The following is a 16,503-nucleotide window of genomic DNA, read 5'->3' on the forward strand; positions in this document are numbered from 1 at the left end:
AAAGTGCCTCCGACAGGGGCGGGAACAAGGACCTCAGCAATCCTCATTCTCGCTGGTCAGAGGCACTTTCTGCTTGCCTGATCACCTGCCGGACAGCCCGCTTCGTGAAAGCGCGAGGTTAGAGGTTTGTGAGCACTCCCCCTCGCGGGGCACGCTGCTACCGGCTGGCGGGCTCTTGGCGCTCGCCTCCGGTCCGTCGCTGGCGGCCGGAACGGCACGGGTCGGGCCGGGCGCGCCGGACGTGCTGGCCGAGTGGGTCCGGTTCGGCGGGGCATTGATCGTGACCCTCTGGCTCGCCGGGGCGGTCATCACCACAACGTCACACGGATCCCGCTGGCCGCAGCTGCTCGGGTTCGGCGTCGGCGGTGCGGTCTTCCTCTACACGACGACACCGGCCTCGACCGCGCTCGCCCAGCACCTGGGTGACGCCGTGTACGGATGCGCCGTGGCGTGGCTGGCGATCGAGGTGTGCCGCTCGCAAGGGGTTCGGCTGCGCCCAGGCTTTGCCGTCTCGGACGCTGAGCAGCGGCGCCGGACGTGGATGGTCACCTCACTGTCGTATCTGATCTGCGTGGTCTCGGGCTTCCTGACTGCCCAGATCACGGCTGTCCTGCGGGCCCTCGGGGTCGACGACGCTCTCGTCGTGGGGCTGGAGCAGCGCTCCAGCATCGGTGTGGTGACGGTCGCGGACGGCGTTCTCGCGTTCGTCACGACGGTCGCCATCGAGGACGTCGTGATCGTGGCGGCGGTCGTCACGCTGCTCGCCGCCGCTCGCCGCCCGGCGTGGCAGATCTACGGCGTGGTCTGCCTCGTGGAGATCGCTCTCCACGCCTACCTGGGCGCGGTCGCCCTCACGATCGCCTGGTACGCCGCGGGCCGCGTCTGGCTGTACCGGCGGTACGGGGGTGTCGTTCCTGTGGTGATCGGGCACTTCGTGTTCGACCTCACCGTCCTCGCCAACTGGCTGGCCCCAGCCCCCGTTGCACACATGCTGGCCGGCAGCCTCGCCGTCGCAGCGGTCTGCGGAGCCGCTCAGTTGCGGACGCCGCGCAGGGGAGGCGAGAGGTGATCCGGCGGGAGTCGAGGTGGGGCATCGGCGACTGCCGGCTCGGGTGCCAGAGCACCGGCGTGCTGGTGACCTGGCTCGGCCCGGTGCAGTGGGACGGACAACACGCCCCGTTCATGACGTGCGGGCCGCGCCTCAGCCGCCTCCAGGCCCAGGCCGAGGAGCACTTCATCAACCGGCAGCCAGCCGCCGCTTGATGCCCGGCTGTCTTCGTCGCTGTTCCTCCGGCAAAGACAGCCGGGACCCCGCCAATACATCCGATAAGGACGGGTTTTCTTGAGCCCCACCCCACAGGCCCCGACGTCGGAGCCAGCGCGATGGCCGGCGACCGACGGAGTTCATCGACTCGAGATCACCGCCCGCTGCCAGCACCTGCCCGTCCCTCCACAACGCCCACGCCGGCCCCACCAAGGAGCACGGCGACATGACGGCCGGTGCTGGTTCGTGCCGCCGGGCCGCGAGGAGACCACCACCGACCCCGCCGCACTGGCCGAGGCGATCAGCGACGTGCAGGCCGCGTTCGGGTGGGCCGGACACGACCGGGACGACTCCCCCGAGACTCTGGCGGCCGCCTGGAAGAGGGACCAGTGGACGAGTACGACGACGACGCCGCGGAAGTGGCCCGGGACCGGAGCGAGCCCCGGCCGGTCTGCGGGACCGAGCCGGGAACGGGAGGGTCGACGGCGCCGCTGGTGCCGTATCCCGGGGTGACGTGGACGCTCGACGGCCGGGACCCGCGCACGCCCGCCGAGGCCCGTCACCGGGTCGCCGAGGGATGCCGCATGTGGCGCGTCCCGAAGCTGGTCGCCGACGACCTCACACTGATCGTGTCCGAACTCGCGACCAACGCGGTGACGCACACGACGAGTTCCGAGATCGAGGTGAGCCTCTACCTCACCGGCGAGCAGGTATCCGTAGCCGTGACCGACCAGGGCGCCTACCGGACGCTGTCCGCCCGGCAGGCCGGAGCGGACGCGGAGGGCGGCCGGGGGCTGGTGCTGGTCGAGGCCCTGGCGACCCGGTGGGAGAGCTTCCCCACCGCCTGCGGCACCACCGTGCGGGCCCACATCAGCCTCCCCCCAGAACACCGCACAACCCCCCACACCCCCGAGGACATTTCCGATGCACGCCACTGACGACACGCTCGCGCTCTCGCCCGTGCATGCGGCGGGAGCGGCCCGCACGCAGGGCGCATACCTGCGCTGGACCTGGCCGGTTGGCCCCGGGACGGAAGAGCTGGCGCGCGGCACGGTCACAGAGGCGTTCACTTACTGGGGTTTCACACCGGCTGTCGCCGATCTCCTCGGTGATCTCGTGTGGGAGTTCGCCGGGACCTTCCGGCGCAGCCCCTACGTGAAGGTCGCCGTCGGATGGACCGATCACCAGGCGATGGTCAGCGTGCGCAGTGCCCAGAGCCCCACGAGCGCCGAGTCCGCGATGAGCCTCCAGCCCCGTCCCTCGACCTGGGGCGTACGCGGATACGTGGGCGACACCGACGCGTACGCCGTCATCCGCTTCGCCCGGAGAATTCCCCGGATCCACTGACCCACATACTTCCCGCCCCTGCCCGGGCGGGCAGGCGGAACCCCCCGGGCAAGAGCCCAAGGGACCCGCAGCACCACCCCGTGCGGGCAACCCGCCCGCACCACCACAAGGAAGAAGGAAAAGCCCATGGAAGCCACGTCACAGACCACCGCCAAAACCTCGAACACGCAGACGCACCGACCGAGAAGCGGTGCCGCGACAACGCGACTTGTATGACCACCCCGGTCGCCTTCAGCGCCGCGATCCCCTGACGCCTGCCGATGGCTCGCTGCCGTTCGACCTGGGCCACCGGACAGGGCGATACCCCGGTGCGTGACAACTGCCCATTCGCGCTCCCCCCACGATCAGGCCCCCTGCGCCGGGCCCGCCCACCTTCTGACACGCCTACCCATGGAGGCACCGTGCATCGACTGATCACCAGTCCGTTCCTGGGGCAGTTCCTCGTCCTGCGGCCCGGCCACGGCAGCGGCGTGGGATTACCCGAGTCCCGCTACGAGGAGCTCCGCGCGGCCGTCGCCGACGACCGACCAGCCCCGGCCTGGCTGCGCGAGGCAACTGCACAAGCCTGGCAGATGGCTCTCCCCAACAGCGGGCTGCGGGAGACCGTCCTGGTGCGTGAGCGCTCCCTGTACGGGTACGCGAAGGCCTCGTGGGAGATCAACCTCGGCTGTGACCACGATTGCGGGTTCTGCTACCTGGGAGAGAAGCGCTTCGAGGGCCTTGCGTGGGACGACAAGGTCCGTCTGCTCGACATGCTGCGGGACGCCGGTGTGCTGTGGCTGCAGATCACCGGCGGGGAAGCACTGATCGATCGCGAGTTCGCCGCGGCGTACGAGTACGCCACCGGGCTCGGCATGATGATCCAGATTTCCACGAACGGCTCCCAACTCCACAAGCCACGGATGCAGGAACTGTTCGCGAGGCTGCAGCCCTACCGGCTGACCGTGAGCCTGTACGGGGCGACCGCCGAGACCTACGACGCCGTGACCCGCAACCGTGGCGCCTTCGACCGCTTCACCCGCGGCCTGGACGCCTCCCGCGAGGCAGGCCTGCCCGTCCGGCTGAACCTGATTGTCGCCGAGGAGAACTCCCACGAAGTCGACGACATGGTCCGTCTCGCCGAAGACCGGTGGGGCTTCCCGTACAACGTGTTCACGAACATGTCCCCGACGATCAACGGCGAGGCCAAGCCGCTCGCCTCCCAGGCGCAGAAGTACGTGAAGACCCGCCGCGTCTTCACCGGATGCAACGCAGGCCACACCTTCTTCCACGTCGACCCGCACGGCGTCGCATCCATCTGCAAGATCGGCCGCGACCCCAGCGTGAACCTCATCACGGAGGGCCTCGCCGCTCTCCCCCGACTCGGCGGCATCGCCGAGTCCCTACAGCTCCGCACTGGCGGCTGCTCCGGCTGCTCCAAGGTCGGCACCTGCAGGACATGCCGGCCGCTGGCCAAGCTCCACCAGGAGGCGGGGGACAACCGATCGCTGTACTGCCAACACGGAGGTTACGGAGCATGAGCCCTTCCGCAGCTACCCTCACCCGCCCGGCACCGGTGCCGGTCACCATCAGCCTGCGCCCCCCGGCGCAGGCCACCGGCACCCTTCCCGTGCCGCTGCCCACCCCCTCGGTCGCCGAGGGCACGTTCCAGGTCATCGCCGACCTGGACGTCGACGTCGCCGAGTCCGCCGGCTGCTCCTGCTCGGCCGGTGACGATCAGCCCTACTAGGCCGTAATCCGCTCCACCTCGCTGCCCCGGCCGTACGCTGACCGGGGCAGCCCCGTCTCACCCACCCCTTGAGGAACAGCGCCGTGTCCATGCTCCGCCGACACTTCCACGACCTCCCCTCCGAAGCACGCCAGGTCATCGCCGACAAGACGGGACCAGTGCTCACGGCCCGCACCACCGAGGGAGGCCTGAACTCGGGAATCGCAGCGTTCATCGACACCGCCGACGGCCCGGTATTCGTCAAGGGCATCCCCACCGATCACCCCCAGGCGCCCGCCCAACGCCGCGAGGCCGCCATCGCCCCGCACCTTCCCCGTGCCTGCCCCCGCCTGTACTGGCACATCGAGACGGCCGGCTGGGACCTCCTCGGGTACGAAGTCCTCCAGGGACACCACGCCGACTACACGCCCGGCTCCGCAAACCTGCCGCTGGTCGTCGCGGCGGTCCAAGAGCTGCAGGAGATCAGCGCGCCGCGAGACATCGCGATCAAATCAGCTGAGCAGCGGTGGGCCGCATACGCGCCGCCCGGCACCGCCGACCTGTTCGCCGGGGACACCCTGCTGCACACCGACCTCGCCCCGCACAACGTCCTCGTCAATGACAGGGCGCACATCATCGACTGGGCGTGGCCCACCCGCGGCGCGGCATGGATCGACCCGGCCGTGCTCATCCTGCGCTTGCTCGAGGCCGGGCACTCCCTCGCCTCCGCGGACAGCATCGCCCGACAGCTCCCCTCCTGGCACAGCGCTCCCGTACGCGCGGTGCAGGCATTCGCCGCCGCCAACGCCGCCGCATGGGCAGAGATCGCTCGGCAGGACAGCGCCCCGTGGAAGGCAGCGATGGCCCGCCACGCCGTCGACTTCCACACGTACGTGCGGACGATCAGCGTCAGGCGAGGGCGAGGGCGAGGGCGAGGGCGACAGGCGTAACAGATCATGCCGGTTGGCGTTCCGGACACAAAGAGGGTTGCGCTTTGAACCGCCCCGAGTTCGCTAGAGATTGGTCTGCCCTGGGTCTGATGGAGTCGGGTTGCTGGACAATTGACGATCCAGCAGCCTCCGGAGGCCGTGATGCCCCGCAGCTATCCGCCCGAATTCCGCCGCAAGGTACTCGATCTCGTCGCATCCGGAAGGAAGGTCGCTGAGGTCGCGCGGCTCCTGGGCATCAGCGACCAGACGATCTATGTCTGGCGTCGCCAGCATCTCATCGATACTGGGCAGTTGCCCGGCACGAACAGCAGCGACCTGTCCGAGCTCGCTGCGGCTCGCAAGCGTATCGCCGAGCTGGAGGCTGAGTTGGCCATCCACCGGCGGGCTGCCGAACTGCTGGGTGAGGTGACGTCCCCAAAAGGCGGTTCGAAGCCATCCGCGTGATGGCCCGTGAGCACCTGCCGGTGCAGCTGGCCTGCCAGGTGCTGCATGTCGCCGAATCCGGGTACTACGCCTGGCGGGACCGTCCGCCGTCGAACCGGCTGGTCAAGCACGCCTGGCTGACCGAGGCCATCGTGGGCATCCACGCCGCCTCCCGCGGTACCTACGGCTCCCGCCGGGTGCACGCCGAGCTCCGTCTGGGCCTGAGCATCCATGTCAGCCACGGCACCGTGGAACTGCTGATGCAGCGCGCCGGCCTGCACGGCCTGCCCGGCAACCGGCGCCACCGCGCCAAGCACGTGACCCCGTCCGTCACCGACCTGGTGGAGCGCAACTTCACCCGTCACGCTCGGGACCAGTTATGGGTCACGAACATCACCGAGCATCCCACTCTGGAAGGCAAGGTGTACTGCGCGGTCGTCCTGGACACGTTCTCGCGACGCGTGGTGGGCTGGTCGATCGACGCCTCGCCCACTGCGGCCCTGACCACCAACGCCCTGGCCATGGCCATCGGCAACCGCTCCCCGCGGCCGGGTGGCACCATCATCCATTCCGACCACGGAGTGCAGTTCGGGTCCTGGGCGTTCACCCAGCGCGCGAGAGCCTCCGGCCTGCTGCCCTCGATGGGCTCCATCGGAGACTGCGTGGACAACGCGATGATGGAGTCCTTCTGGGCCCGGGTCCAGGTTGAACTGCTCAACCGCAGACGGTGGCGAACGCGTCTGGAGCTGTCCACCGCACTCTTCGAGTACTTGGAAATCTTCCACAACCGACAGCGCAGGCACTCCGCGCTGGGCATGCTCAGTCCGGTGGAGTACGAACTCCGCACCCCGCCGGTAGCCTGAAACCAAGCAACTCGACTCCACCCAACTCGGGGCAGTCCGGAGGCTCCACTGATCCCGGAGCGGTTCAGTTGGATGACTGCGTGGTCGAATGTGCGGTGCCTGAGCGCTGGGTTGACGGTTGAGGGGGACCGAGTGGGACAGGATCGACAGGCGCAGCGACAGCCTCAACCAGTTGATGACGGGGCGCCGTCCGACTCCACCACGCAGCAGCGGCCGCGGCGCATCGACTGGATGCAGCTCGCCACAGTGGTAGCGGCGCTCGCGGCTGCCGGGGGATTGATCTTCTCCGGCTGGACCGGCTACTACAGCGTTCGGACAGCGCAGGACCAGCTCGACCAGTCACGCGAGGACGCTGACCGAGAGCAGCGCCAGCAGGCTGTGCTGGTCTCGACCTGGGTCCAGAAGGGCGAGAAGGAACAGACCACCGGTTTCTTGACGAATCGCTCACTGGATCCGATTCACCAGGTCGCCATCGGCATCGCGGCGGGGCCCGACGGCGATGTCGACGGGGGCCGTTACAGGGGGCCTAACTGATCGTTTCAGAATGAGTTGAGCAGGACTTGCGCTGGACGATCTTGCTCGGCAGGGTGTCCGAGTGCGTACTGATCTTGTTTCGGACGATCTGTGGAAGCGGGTGGCACCGCTACTGCCGCCTGCTCCCGAGCGGCGCCACCGCTTCCCGGGGCGGCTGCGTGTTCCGGACCGGGCGGCACTCGCCGGCGTCTTGTATGTGCTGCGGACCGGTGTTGCCTGGCGCGATGTCCCTGCGGAGACTGTGGGCTGCTCCGGCGTGACGGCCTGGCGCCGACTGAGGGACTGGACCGAGGCCAGCGTGTGGCCGCGACTGCACGCCGCGCTGCTGGCCGAGTTGCGCCACGCCGACCTGCTGGACCTGGACGACTGTGCTGTGGACGGGTCACACGTCCGGGCACTCAAAGGGGGGATCACGTCGGCCCCTCGCCGGTCGACCGCGCCCGTCCCGGCTCCAAGCACCACTTGATCGTCGACCGCCACGGCACCCCGCTCGCCGTCACACTCACCGGCGGCAACCGACACGACGTCACCCAACTCCTGCCGCTGTTGGACGCGGTCCCATCGATTCGGGGCCTGCGCGGACGCCCTCGGCGCAAGCCGCGGCGCCTGTACGCCGACCGGGGCTACGACTTCGACAAGTACCGCCGCCTGCTGTGGAAGCGCGGCATCAAGCCGCTGATCGCCCGACGCGGCGTCGTCCACGGTTCCGGGCTGGGCAAGGTGCGTTGGGTGGTGGAGCGCGCCTTCGCCTGGCTACACCAGTTCAAACGACTCCGGATCCGCTATGAACGACGCGCCGACCTCCACCAGGGCCTGCTCGAGCTGGCCTGCAGTCTCATCTGCCTCCGTCGCCTGCGCACCACACGATGAAGCAGCCAGTCAGAACAGGATGATCGGATTGGTGAGTGCGGCGACGGTCCCGTTGGGATGGCGGACCTCGATGCGGACGAACGCCGAGTCCTCCGCCGTCGTGTACCACTGCACCACACCTGCTCCATCACCCGGGACGGCGGCGTGGTGAACCTTCCCTCGATCGGTGTGGAAGCTGACGGTCGCCGCCTGGACGCCCTGTACCGCCGCGCGGACCTCGACTTGCCCACCATGAGTTGTAAGCCGCTCTCCCACTTCGGCGATGCGACCCTCCACATGGGCCGCGAACGACACCTCTACGGCTGCCGACTCGGCGATCCAGCTCCGGCCCGAGCGGATCCCCGCCAGGATCGCCTCCGTGCTCAGCTCCTCGGCGAAGACCACCGTGTGGGGGATGCCGACCTGTCCATCCAAGTGCGTGTCGCTGTTGCCCATCGCCGGCCGCCATGAACCCGTCTGAACGTCGGCTGCGAGGCTCCGCCCCCATTCGGCCAGGGCAGCCTCGTTGTCGGCCTGCCAGGGCAGGTCCGAAGTCCATTGCCCGTTCCACACCTCCACCACGTCAAAGCCCTGGAAGGAGTACATGAAGTCGCCCGAGGGATAGGGCGCATGCGGGTGCGCCGCCACGCACAGGCCCCCCACTCGATGGACCTGGTCCAGACACTGATCGATCAGTCCCTCTCCGACCCCGTAGTTCCAGTCGACGGCCTGGCCGGGGCTGAGGCCGAGCGCGAGCCAGTGTCCGGTCTTCGTGGTGACTTCCTGGCCGAGAACAATCAGGAAGTCACCGGCGGCCAGATGCCCCCATGCACCGGGTTCCGCCGCAGCTTTGTGCTCTGTCGTCGCGATGAAGTCGAGCCCGGCGGCGCGGGCTCGGAGCGCCAGCTCTTCGGGAGTGAGTTCACCTCCGCCCGAGCGCACGGAGTGAATATGGCTGTCGCCGCGGTACCAGGTCGCCCCGCGTCCGACCGCCCGCACCGGCGGGAAGCTCAAGCTCGACAAGGTTCATCCCCCTCATAGACCTGTCGAGGCAACGTGCAAGCAGACCAACCGGTTCCGTGGCATCACCCCGTCCCACGTCGCCGACAAGTCGAGATCACGATCTCATTCTGAAACGATCAGTTACAGTCCCAGTACCTGCTGATGAGCGAGCGGGAGAGTCTCGATCCGGTCACCGCGAACCGTGCCCGAATCGGCTCCGCCGACGGCCAGGTGACCGTGGACATCGACGGGGTGCTGGTGCTCGCACACTCCGAGAAGCGGGACGCGACCGCAATCTGGAAGACCTTCGGCCATCATCTGTGGGGCGCGTTCGTCGACCACGGCCAGGCCGTTCCGGGGAGCCGGTGGCCGCGCTGCCGCGCCCCGGCAGCTGATCGCCGACCCACCGTTCTCCGTCTTGCGCGAGTCCCTCTTCATCCGGCGCCCGACTCCCGCTGATTCGGACAGACCGTGGGCGAGGACGGCGATGCTCCCCGCTGTCGCCGCAAGGAGTACCTTTGACTCCCCGGCTGACGTACCTTCAGTACGTGAAGAGCGGGGGACAGGATGACTCAAGGGGTACGGGCTCAGCAGCGGGAGCGGACTCGGCAGGCGTTGGTGCGCGAGAGCAGACGGTTGTTCTCCAGGCTGGGGTACGGAGCCGTGGGGCTGTCGGAGATCGTGCGTGCGGCAGGGGTCACCAAGGGGGCGCTCTACCATCACTTCGCCAGCAAGGCCGAGTTGTTCCGGGCCGTGCTGGAGCAGGTGCAGCAGGAGGTGGCCGACCGGATCGCCGCGACGGCGGACGCCCGGGAGGACACCTGGGACCAACTGGTCTCCGGATGCCAGGCGTTCCTCACCGTGTCCACGGATCCGGCGATCCAGCGCATCATGCTGGTCGACGGCCCTGCGGTCCTCGGGTGGAGCGAGTGGCGGGCCATGAACGAGACGACCTCGGGGCGACATCTGGCACAGGTGCTGGAGGAGTTGATCGGCAAGGGCACGATCGCCGCGCAGCCGGTCGAGCCGCTCACCCATCTGCTGTCGGGTGCGATGAACGAGGCGGCGCTGTGGTTGGCCGCTTCGACGAACCCCCGCGATCTGGAGGACACCCAGACCGCGTTGGTGGCGATGCTGGAGGCCCTGCGGGTCGTGTGACGGCGAGGGCGCCCCGCCGGGTGCGGGGCGCCCTCGCCGTCTGCGGTACTGCTCAGCCTGCCTGCTCAGCGGGCGAGTTCGTCGGCTCGCGCGGAGGGGCGGCAGGCGCGGCGTGCGCAGGTGTAGCAGCCGCCCTGGCCGCGGCGGATGTTGTTGAGCGTGGGGGTGCCGATGTGACCGCATGTCACGCAACGGCACCGCCACCGGTCGCGCACGCGGCCGGGGAAGGGTTCCAGCGGTTCCATGCCGATCGCGAGCATCTCCGCCTCGGCGGTCTCGCGGTCCACCGGCACCCGGCCCGCGCAGGCGCGGCAGCCGCCCTTTCCGGCGCGGATCCCGAAGAGCCGGGGATGGACCGTACGGCCGCAGACGATGTGCCGGCAGGACCATCTCACCCTGGACCCAGGGTATGGCTCCAGCGGTTCGAAGCCGGCCGCCCGCATGTCCGCCTCGGCCCGCTCCCGGCCGGCCGCCCGTCGCCGCTCCCCGGCGGCGAGGCGTCCGCAGTGCCGGCATCCGCCGCTCGCGCCGATGCGCACCGAGGTGAAGGTGGGTGCGACGTGGTGCGCGTTCTTGACGCAGCGGCTGTTCCAGGCCACGTTCGCCCCGGGATAGGGCTCCAGTGGTTCGAGTCCCGCGGCGCGCATGACCGCGACCGCCACACCGGCATCGATTCTTCCGGGCATGACTGCCTTCCCCCTCTTGGCTGTCGATCTCGCGTGCGCGCCGATGGGTCATTTCGGTGCGACGACGCGGATCTGTACTCCGTTCGGATCGGTGACGACCAAGTCGTTCCTCGCGGAACCTCCGGTGTCGGGTGATCGCCTTGCGGCGAATGCGCCGCAGGCGGCGATGCGTTCCCGTTCCCCGCTCTCCATTTCGAGGGTGAAGCGGATCATGCGCACCGGCCGCCGCTGTGCTTCCGGGAGAGCCGGGTGTGTGGTGTCGAGAAGGGCCAGTTCACGGGGCGTCAGCCCGGGACGGCCGAGACCGACGTACCAGTCCGTCCGGTGGGTGACCTTGTAGTCGAACAGCTTGGTGTAGAACTCGCGGGACTCCTCGAGGCGTGAGGTGCGGATCACCGGACAGAGGCTGGTCAGCATGGAGCGCCATCTCCAGTCACGTACCGAAGGTATGCGAGTGAAACTAGTGACATACCATCGGTATGTCAACACGGGCCGCCCCCGGCGCCGTTCATTTCCCGTCCCTGCAAGTCGCCCTGGAAAGCAGCCCAGTTCAGCAGATCGGGCGCGGCGGGCACGTGGGTGCCCGACGGGACGGCCAAGGCCGCGGCATGGGTGGTGTTCTGCGGACCGCAGGACAGGTTCCGGACGGTCCAGCCCGACGGGCGCGCGGGCGTCCTGGGCCCCGCGCGGTCCCCCAGCCAGTCCCGCTCCAGTCCGCGTCCGAGCCCGGTCCCGAGAGCCTTCAGATAGGCCTCCTTGCGCACCCAGAGCCGGCAGAACCGCAAGGACCCCTCCTCCTCGGGAACCGCCAGCAGCTCGCGCCGCTCCTCCGGGTGCAAGCGCTCCAGGCACGCCTCGACGGTCCCGCGGCCGGGTACCCGCTCGGCGTCCACTCCCAGCGGCACGCGACCGATCGCGACGAGGGCCAGGCCCGGGGCATGGGAGAGCGAGAACCACAGACCCGCCTCGCGATCCAGGAGTACGGGCCTGCCGTGCGGGCCGCCGCAGCGCGCACACGGCTCATGCCCGTACAGGACGTCGCCGGGGTGGCATTCGAGATGCGCGGCCAGCAGCAGACGGAGCGCCGTGTGCGCGGCGACGTAGCGGGAACGGTCCGCTTCCCGCCGGAAGGAGCGGGCCCTGCGCCGCTCTGCCGGGTCCAGCAGGGAAAGGCTGAGCGCCTCGTCCCACGGTGGAGAATGCCGCACGGCCCACACCCGCGGATGCTCCGGTTCCCTCGGTCCCTCCACCATCATGTGCTCCCGCTCTCGCACCCGGCGAACGTGACGACGGGTGGCACTCCTCGTTGACACGACGAACGCCACCCGCTCAGACGCCCCGCGACCACCTCGGAAAGGTGCCCCGATGACGTCCTCCGCCATGACCGGTTTCTACCCGGTGATCTGCACCCCGCTGCTCCGGGAATCCGTGAGGTTCTACACCGGCCTGCTCGGATTCGAGACGACCTTCGAGAACGACTGGTACGTCAGCCTCCGGCGGCACGAGCCGCCGCACTACGAACTCGCCCTGGTCGACGCCGGCCACGAGACGATCCCTCCGGCGTTCCGCCGCCCCGCGCAGGGCGTCCTGCTCAACTTCGAGGTGACCGATGTCGACGCCGAGTACGCCCGGCTCGTGGACGACCTCGGCCTGAAACCCGAACTGCCGCTGCGTAGCGAGGACTTCGGGCAGCGGCACTTCATCGTCGCCGCCCCCGACGGTGTACTCATCGACGTCATCACGCCCATCGCGCCCACCGACGAGTACGCCGCCGCCTACACGGATCCCTCCGGGGCCTGAGGGCGGACGGGCCGCTCCCGGGTCAGGAGGCGGTCTGCTGCACGGGCGCGGCAGGGTTCTCGTCGGACTCCCCGGTCGGCTCCTCGGCCGCTCCCGTGGGCGGGAACCTGATGACGACGGCGACGAGCACGGCCGTCCCGAGGGCCACCAGCGCTCCGATGACCCCGATGACGTTCATGCCGTCGGTGAACGCGGCCCGGCCCGAGTCGGCGAACGCCGCCGCCAGGTCCGAGGACAGACCCTTGGCCGCCTCCAGCGCCCCGGCGAGCGTGTCACCGGCGCCGTCCGGGACCTCGGCGGGAACGTCCACACCACTGCGGTACACAGCGGTACCGACACTGCCGAGGATGGCCACGCCGAGCGCCATGCCCAGCTCGGTGCTGGTCTCCGAGATGGCCGCGGCGGACCCGGCCTGCTCGGGCGGCGCCGATCCGACCACGATGTCGGTGCCCAGCGCGATGAGCGGGCCGCCACCGGCGTACACGAAGGCGAAGCCGGTCACGACCTGCGCGATCCCGGAGGTGCTGTCCGCGAGGGCCAGCGTGACGTGGCCGAGCGCCGACACGACCAGGCCGCCGGCGACGACGTACGCGGGCCGGATCCTGCTCGCGGCGATCGGGGACACCACGGCCGTCACGATCAGTGCGAAGGCGGCGGGCAGCAGGTACAGGCCGGCCTTCATCGGGGACAGCCCCCCCACCAGTTGCAGGTACTGCGTCACGAACAGATAGGTGCCGCCCGCGACCAGCATGCTCAGCAGCAGCGTCACCAGGGACGTACGGAAGGCGGGGTTGCCGAACAGGCGGAAGTCCAGCAGCGGGCTCTCCAGGGTGCGCTGGCGACGGACGAACACGGCGCTCACGACCAGGCCCACGACGAGGGCCAGCAGCGGCAGCGCGGACACACCTTCGTTGGCGATCTCCTTCAGGCCGTAGATCACCGGCAGGATCGCCGCCAGGGACAGGGCCACGCTGACCAGGTCGACCCGGCCGGCCTGCTCGTCGCGGTACTCCGGCAGCAGTACCGGGCCCGCCACCAGCAGCAGCGCCATGACGGGCACGCCGAGCAGGAAGACCGACCCCCACCAGAAGTACTCCAGCATGGCGCCCCCGACCACCGGGCCGAGTGCGATGCCGACGGAGAACATGGTGACCCAGACCGCGATGGCCACACCTCGCTGCCGGGCGTCGCGGAACATGTTGCTGATCAGCGCCAGCGTGGAGGGCATCAGGGTGGCGCCGGTGACGCCGAGCGCCGCGCGCGCCGCGATCAGCGCGGCCGGGCTGTCGGCGTAGGCAGCGGCCACCGAGGCGACACCGAAGGCGGCGGCGCCGATCAGCAGCAGCTTCCGGCGGCCGACACGGTCGCCCAGCGTGCCCATGGTCACCAGGAAGCCGGCGATCAGAAAGCCGTAGATATCGATGATCCACAGCATCTGGGAGGCCGACGGGTCCAGGCCCTCACTGATGTGTGGGACCGCCAGGTGCAGCACGCTCACGTCGATCGACAGCAGCAGCGTGGGAAGCGCCAGCACGGCCAGGCCCAGCCACTCCCGTGGTCCGGCCTGGTGGGGGGTATCGGTGATGGTGCTCAACTTGTCTCCTTCAAGGGGTACTTCGAATCGCCGCCCGGAACGGGTACCGGGAGGCTGGGCGGACCAGGGACACGGCCCTCGTCCGGGACGCCCGCATGCGGTGCGCCGGGCCGGCCGGCCACCAGACGGTGGAGGACGGCCGCGGCGTGCGCGGGCTCGTAGAGGTAGAAGTGACCGCCGGTGAACATCAGCCGGCCGAAACCGCCGGTCGTCTCCAGGGACCACAGGTGCAGCCGCTCGGCGACGACGACGGGATCGTCGACGGCCCCGAACGCCAGGATGGGCACGCCGGTGCCCGACAGCGGCCGCTCGTACCGCTCCATCGCCTCCAGGTCCGCGCGGATGGCCCGCAGCGACGGCTGGACGAGATCGGCCCGGTTCATCAGCTGCGGCGTCATACCGCCGATGTCCAGCAGATGTTCCAGCAGTTCGGCGTCGCTCCTGAGGTGGGCGAACGGCGGCTCGTCGGGGAAGCACGGGGGCTGCCGCGCCGAGACGGCCAGCAACTGCGGCGCGAGCCCCTTCTGCTCCATCAGCCGGGTGAGTTCGTAGGCCAGCACGCTGCCGAAACTGTGGCCGACGACCGCGTACGGCAGTGGGGGCAGGTCCGCGAGGTCCCGGCCGAGCGCGTCGACGAGGGGCTCGACGCGGGTCAGGGGCCGCTCCTTGATACGGGCGCCCCGGCCCGGCAGTTGGGCGACGACGAGTTCGACGTCGGCGGGCAGGAGCTGCCACCAGGAGCGGAACGCGGAGGGCCACCCGCCGGCGTGCGGGAAGGCCACCACACGGAACCGGGGCGCCCGGCGGGCGCCGGCGCCGACGGTCATCCACCAGTTACCCATCGGCCGCTCCCCGTCCCGGGCCGGTGGCAGTCACTTGAGGGGCCAGCAGCGGGTGGCGGGCCTCCAGGTGCTCGATCACGCGGCTCTGGTGGCGTTGCAGCCGCTGCCCCGGCAGATGGTCCAGGGAGTGCAGGAACGGGTCCTGCGGGGCGGGCAGACCGGCGATCGCGCTCGCCGTGCCCAGGACGAGCATCGGCTGGTACCAGGCCGAGTAGCCGCCCTCGTGGACGAAGACGATCCGGCCTCCGGACAGTTCGTCGGCCAGTCGGCACAGCGCCGACGTCATGGCGTGGAACGTCCGGCTGGTGCACATCATGCGGCCCATCGGATCGTGGCCGCTCGCGTCGACGCCCGCCGCGACCAGGATCAGATCGGGGCCGAACGCACGGGCCGCGGGCTCCACGACACGGCCGACGACGGCGAGATAGGCGTCGTGCCCCGCCCCCGGGGGCAGCGGGACGTTGAGCGTGCTGCCCGTCCCGGCGCCCGTACCCGTCTCCCCGACGAGGCCGGACGCCGCCGGGAAGAGCCCGTCCTGGTGGATCGACACGTACAGGACGTCGGGGTCGTCGTAGAACACCCGCTGGATGCCGTTGCCGTGGTGCACGTCCCAGTCCAGGATCAGCACCCGGCGCACCCCGCGGCGCTGCGCGGCTCGCGCGGCGACGGCCACGTTGTTGTAGAGGCACAGGGCCATGGCCCGGTCGGGTTCCGCGTGGTGGCCGGGCGGGCGGACCAGGCAGTACGCCCGCCGGAACCGCCCGTCCAGGACCTGCTCGACGGCCTGGACCGAGGCGCCGACGGCGAGCCGCGCGGCCTGTGCGCTGTGGTAGTTGACGTGTGCGTACACGCCGGCGTCACCCCCGCCGGACGCCGACACCGCTTCGACGCGCTCGATGTGCTCCGGCACATGCACCAGCAGCAGGTCCTCGTCCGGGGCGGGCGCGGGTGTGACGCGGGTGTACCGGTCCATCACGCCGGACGCCCGGACCAGTCCCTCGGCCCGGCGCAGATCGGGGTCGACCGCGAACTGGCGGAGCGGTTCGACGCCGGGACCCACCGGCACGTACCCCGAGCCGGGCCCGGGGTCGTGCCAGAAGCACATCTCGTGGCTGAACCACGCGAGGTCGGACGTGTTCACCAGGCGGACACACCCAGGGAGGCCCGGCTGACGCCGGAGACCTTCTCGATGTACTGGAGGTAGTACTCCCGCTCCTCGTCCGGGGTGCGCTTGGCGCGGAACGTGGAGTCGAGCAGGTCCAGCACCTCACCGGTCTCGCCGGAGGTGAGCCGCCGCTCTCCTGCCTCCTCCTCGACGGAGCGTATGCGCGCCGCCGGCTCCACCACGCCCTTGGTGTGCTCGTCCCGGTCGGTACCGTGGTTGCGGGTCGAGGCGATGGTCTTCAGTACCGCCGAGAAGAACGCCGCCTGGTCGAAGTCCGTCATGTCCGTTTCCCCTTGGTCGTCATGTGGTCGTGCGACG

The 16,503-nt window shown here is 69.9% G+C and carries 19 protein-coding genes and 2 pseudogenes; 13 read left to right on the forward strand and 8 right to left on the reverse strand.

Translation table 11 applies throughout. The features are described 5' to 3' along the window. Nucleotides 1-175: 175 nt before the first annotated feature. From PYR72_RS00855 to PYR72_RS00900, 10 genes and pseudogenes are all read left to right on the forward strand, one after another. Nucleotides 176-1,069, forward strand: coding sequence for a hypothetical protein (locus PYR72_RS00855; RefSeq protein ID WP_275453336.1), 894 nt, complete (start codon nucleotides 176-178; stop codon nucleotides 1,067-1,069). Next, entirely contained in the window at nucleotides 1,066-1,263 is a 198-nt protein-coding gene (locus PYR72_RS00860; protein WP_275453337.1) for a hypothetical protein, read from the forward strand. The genes PYR72_RS00855 and PYR72_RS00860 overlap by 4 nt, the downstream gene beginning before the upstream one ends. A gap of 390 nt (nucleotides 1,264-1,653) precedes the next feature. Then, a complete protein-coding gene (locus tag PYR72_RS00865; protein WP_275453338.1) occupies nucleotides 1,654-2,202 on the forward strand; it encodes an ATP-binding protein in 549 nt (182 codons plus the stop codon). Beyond that, on the forward strand, nucleotides 2,189-2,611 hold the full coding sequence (locus tag PYR72_RS00870; RefSeq protein ID WP_275453339.1) for a hypothetical protein: 423 nt from the start codon (nucleotides 2,189-2,191) through the stop codon (nucleotides 2,609-2,611). The genes PYR72_RS00865 and PYR72_RS00870 overlap by 14 nt, the downstream gene beginning before the upstream one ends. Nucleotides 2,612-3,012: 401 nt before the next feature. Further along, complete coding sequence (locus tag PYR72_RS00875) at nucleotides 3,013-4,131, forward strand: radical SAM protein (protein WP_275453340.1); 1,119 nt, start codon at nucleotides 3,013-3,015, stop codon at nucleotides 4,129-4,131. After that, nucleotides 4,128-4,340: a hypothetical protein gene (locus PYR72_RS00880; protein ID WP_275453341.1), complete on the forward strand. Its 213-nt coding sequence runs from the start codon at nucleotides 4,128-4,130 to the stop codon at nucleotides 4,338-4,340. The genes PYR72_RS00875 and PYR72_RS00880 overlap by 4 nt, the downstream gene beginning before the upstream one ends. A gap of 89 nt (nucleotides 4,341-4,429) precedes the next feature. Further along, on the forward strand, nucleotides 4,430-5,269 hold the full coding sequence (locus PYR72_RS00885) for an aminoglycoside phosphotransferase (RefSeq protein WP_275460311.1): 840 nt from the start codon (nucleotides 4,430-4,432) through the stop codon (nucleotides 5,267-5,269). A 141-nt stretch (nucleotides 5,270-5,410) separates the two neighbouring features. Continuing rightward, nucleotides 5,411-6,555, forward strand: a pseudogene (locus tag PYR72_RS00890) (IS3 family transposase). Nucleotides 6,556-6,687: 132 nt separating this feature from the next. After that, nucleotides 6,688-7,089 carry a hypothetical protein gene (locus tag PYR72_RS00895; protein ID WP_275453342.1) on the forward strand — a complete coding sequence of 134 codons (402 nt, stop codon included), beginning with the start codon at nucleotides 6,688-6,690 and terminating at the stop codon, nucleotides 7,087-7,089. 61 nt (nucleotides 7,090-7,150) lie between these two features. Then, nucleotides 7,151-7,959 (forward strand): IS5 family transposase gene (locus tag PYR72_RS00900; RefSeq protein ID WP_275453343.1). Its coding sequence is split into 2 segments (ribosomal slippage): nucleotides 7,151-7,490 and nucleotides 7,490-7,959, totalling 810 coding nucleotides; the frame shifts between segments, so codons are not numbered across the junction. A 9-nt stretch (nucleotides 7,960-7,968) separates the two neighbouring features. On the opposite strand, the gene PYR72_RS00905 is transcribed toward PYR72_RS00900, so the two are convergent. Beyond that, a complete protein-coding gene (locus tag PYR72_RS00905) occupies nucleotides 7,969-8,961 on the reverse strand; it encodes a CehA/McbA family metallohydrolase (RefSeq protein WP_275453344.1) in 993 nt (330 codons plus the stop codon). Between the two features lie 204 nt (nucleotides 8,962-9,165). Here PYR72_RS00905 and PYR72_RS00910 point away from each other — a divergent pair. Together PYR72_RS00910 and PYR72_RS00915 are read left to right on the forward strand one after the other, a co-directional pair. Further along, nucleotides 9,166-9,332 (forward strand): annotated as a pseudogene (locus PYR72_RS00910) (IS1380 family transposase); the annotation flags it as partial. 175 nt (nucleotides 9,333-9,507) lie between these two features. Further along, nucleotides 9,508-10,098 (forward strand): TetR/AcrR family transcriptional regulator, encoded by a 591-nt coding sequence (locus PYR72_RS00915; RefSeq protein WP_275453345.1) that lies wholly within the window; start codon nucleotides 9,508-9,510, stop codon nucleotides 10,096-10,098. A gap of 65 nt (nucleotides 10,099-10,163) precedes the next feature. Here PYR72_RS00915 and PYR72_RS00920 read toward each other — a convergent pair whose 3' ends face one another. The 3 genes from PYR72_RS00920 to PYR72_RS00930 form a co-directional block, all read right to left on the reverse strand. Next, complete coding sequence (locus tag PYR72_RS00920) at nucleotides 10,164-10,784, reverse strand: hypothetical protein (RefSeq protein ID WP_275453346.1); 621 nt, start codon at nucleotides 10,782-10,784, stop codon at nucleotides 10,164-10,166. Between the two features lie 48 nt (nucleotides 10,785-10,832). Next, a complete protein-coding gene (locus PYR72_RS00925; protein ID WP_275453347.1) occupies nucleotides 10,833-11,201 on the reverse strand; it encodes a VOC family protein in 369 nt (122 codons plus the stop codon). Nucleotides 11,202-11,266: 65 nt separating this feature from the next. Further along, entirely contained in the window at nucleotides 11,267-11,992 is a 726-nt protein-coding gene (locus PYR72_RS00930; RefSeq protein ID WP_275453348.1) for a 4'-phosphopantetheinyl transferase superfamily protein, read from the reverse strand. A gap of 157 nt (nucleotides 11,993-12,149) precedes the next feature. Between PYR72_RS00930 and PYR72_RS00935 the strand changes: the two genes are divergently transcribed. Further along, nucleotides 12,150-12,584 (forward strand): VOC family protein, encoded by a 435-nt coding sequence (locus PYR72_RS00935; RefSeq protein WP_275453349.1) that lies wholly within the window; start codon nucleotides 12,150-12,152, stop codon nucleotides 12,582-12,584. A gap of 22 nt (nucleotides 12,585-12,606) precedes the next feature. Here PYR72_RS00935 and PYR72_RS00940 read toward each other — a convergent pair whose 3' ends face one another. From PYR72_RS00940 to PYR72_RS00955, 4 genes are read right to left on the reverse strand one after another with little or no spacing between them, the layout of a single operon-like run. After that, nucleotides 12,607-14,178: an MFS transporter gene (locus PYR72_RS00940; protein WP_275453350.1), complete on the reverse strand. Its 1,572-nt coding sequence runs from the start codon at nucleotides 14,176-14,178 to the stop codon at nucleotides 12,607-12,609. Beyond that, complete coding sequence (locus tag PYR72_RS00945; protein ID WP_275453351.1) at nucleotides 14,175-15,020, reverse strand: thioesterase domain-containing protein; 846 nt, start codon at nucleotides 15,018-15,020, stop codon at nucleotides 14,175-14,177. Before PYR72_RS00945 ends, PYR72_RS00940 begins: the two co-directional genes overlap by 4 nt. Then, complete coding sequence (locus tag PYR72_RS00950) at nucleotides 15,013-16,161, reverse strand: class II histone deacetylase (RefSeq protein WP_275453352.1); 1,149 nt, start codon at nucleotides 16,159-16,161, stop codon at nucleotides 15,013-15,015. The genes PYR72_RS00945 and PYR72_RS00950 overlap by 8 nt, the downstream gene beginning before the upstream one ends. Continuing rightward, nucleotides 16,158-16,466, reverse strand: a complete 309-nt coding sequence (locus tag PYR72_RS00955) for a hypothetical protein (RefSeq protein ID WP_275453353.1) — start codon at nucleotides 16,464-16,466, stop codon at nucleotides 16,158-16,160. The genes PYR72_RS00950 and PYR72_RS00955 overlap by 4 nt, the downstream gene beginning before the upstream one ends. Nucleotides 16,467-16,503 lie beyond the last annotated feature (37 nt).

Source organism: Streptomyces sp. VNUA24, assembly GCF_029167005.1.
Lineage (GTDB): Bacteria > Actinomycetota > Actinomycetes > Streptomycetales > Streptomycetaceae > Streptomyces > Streptomyces scabiei.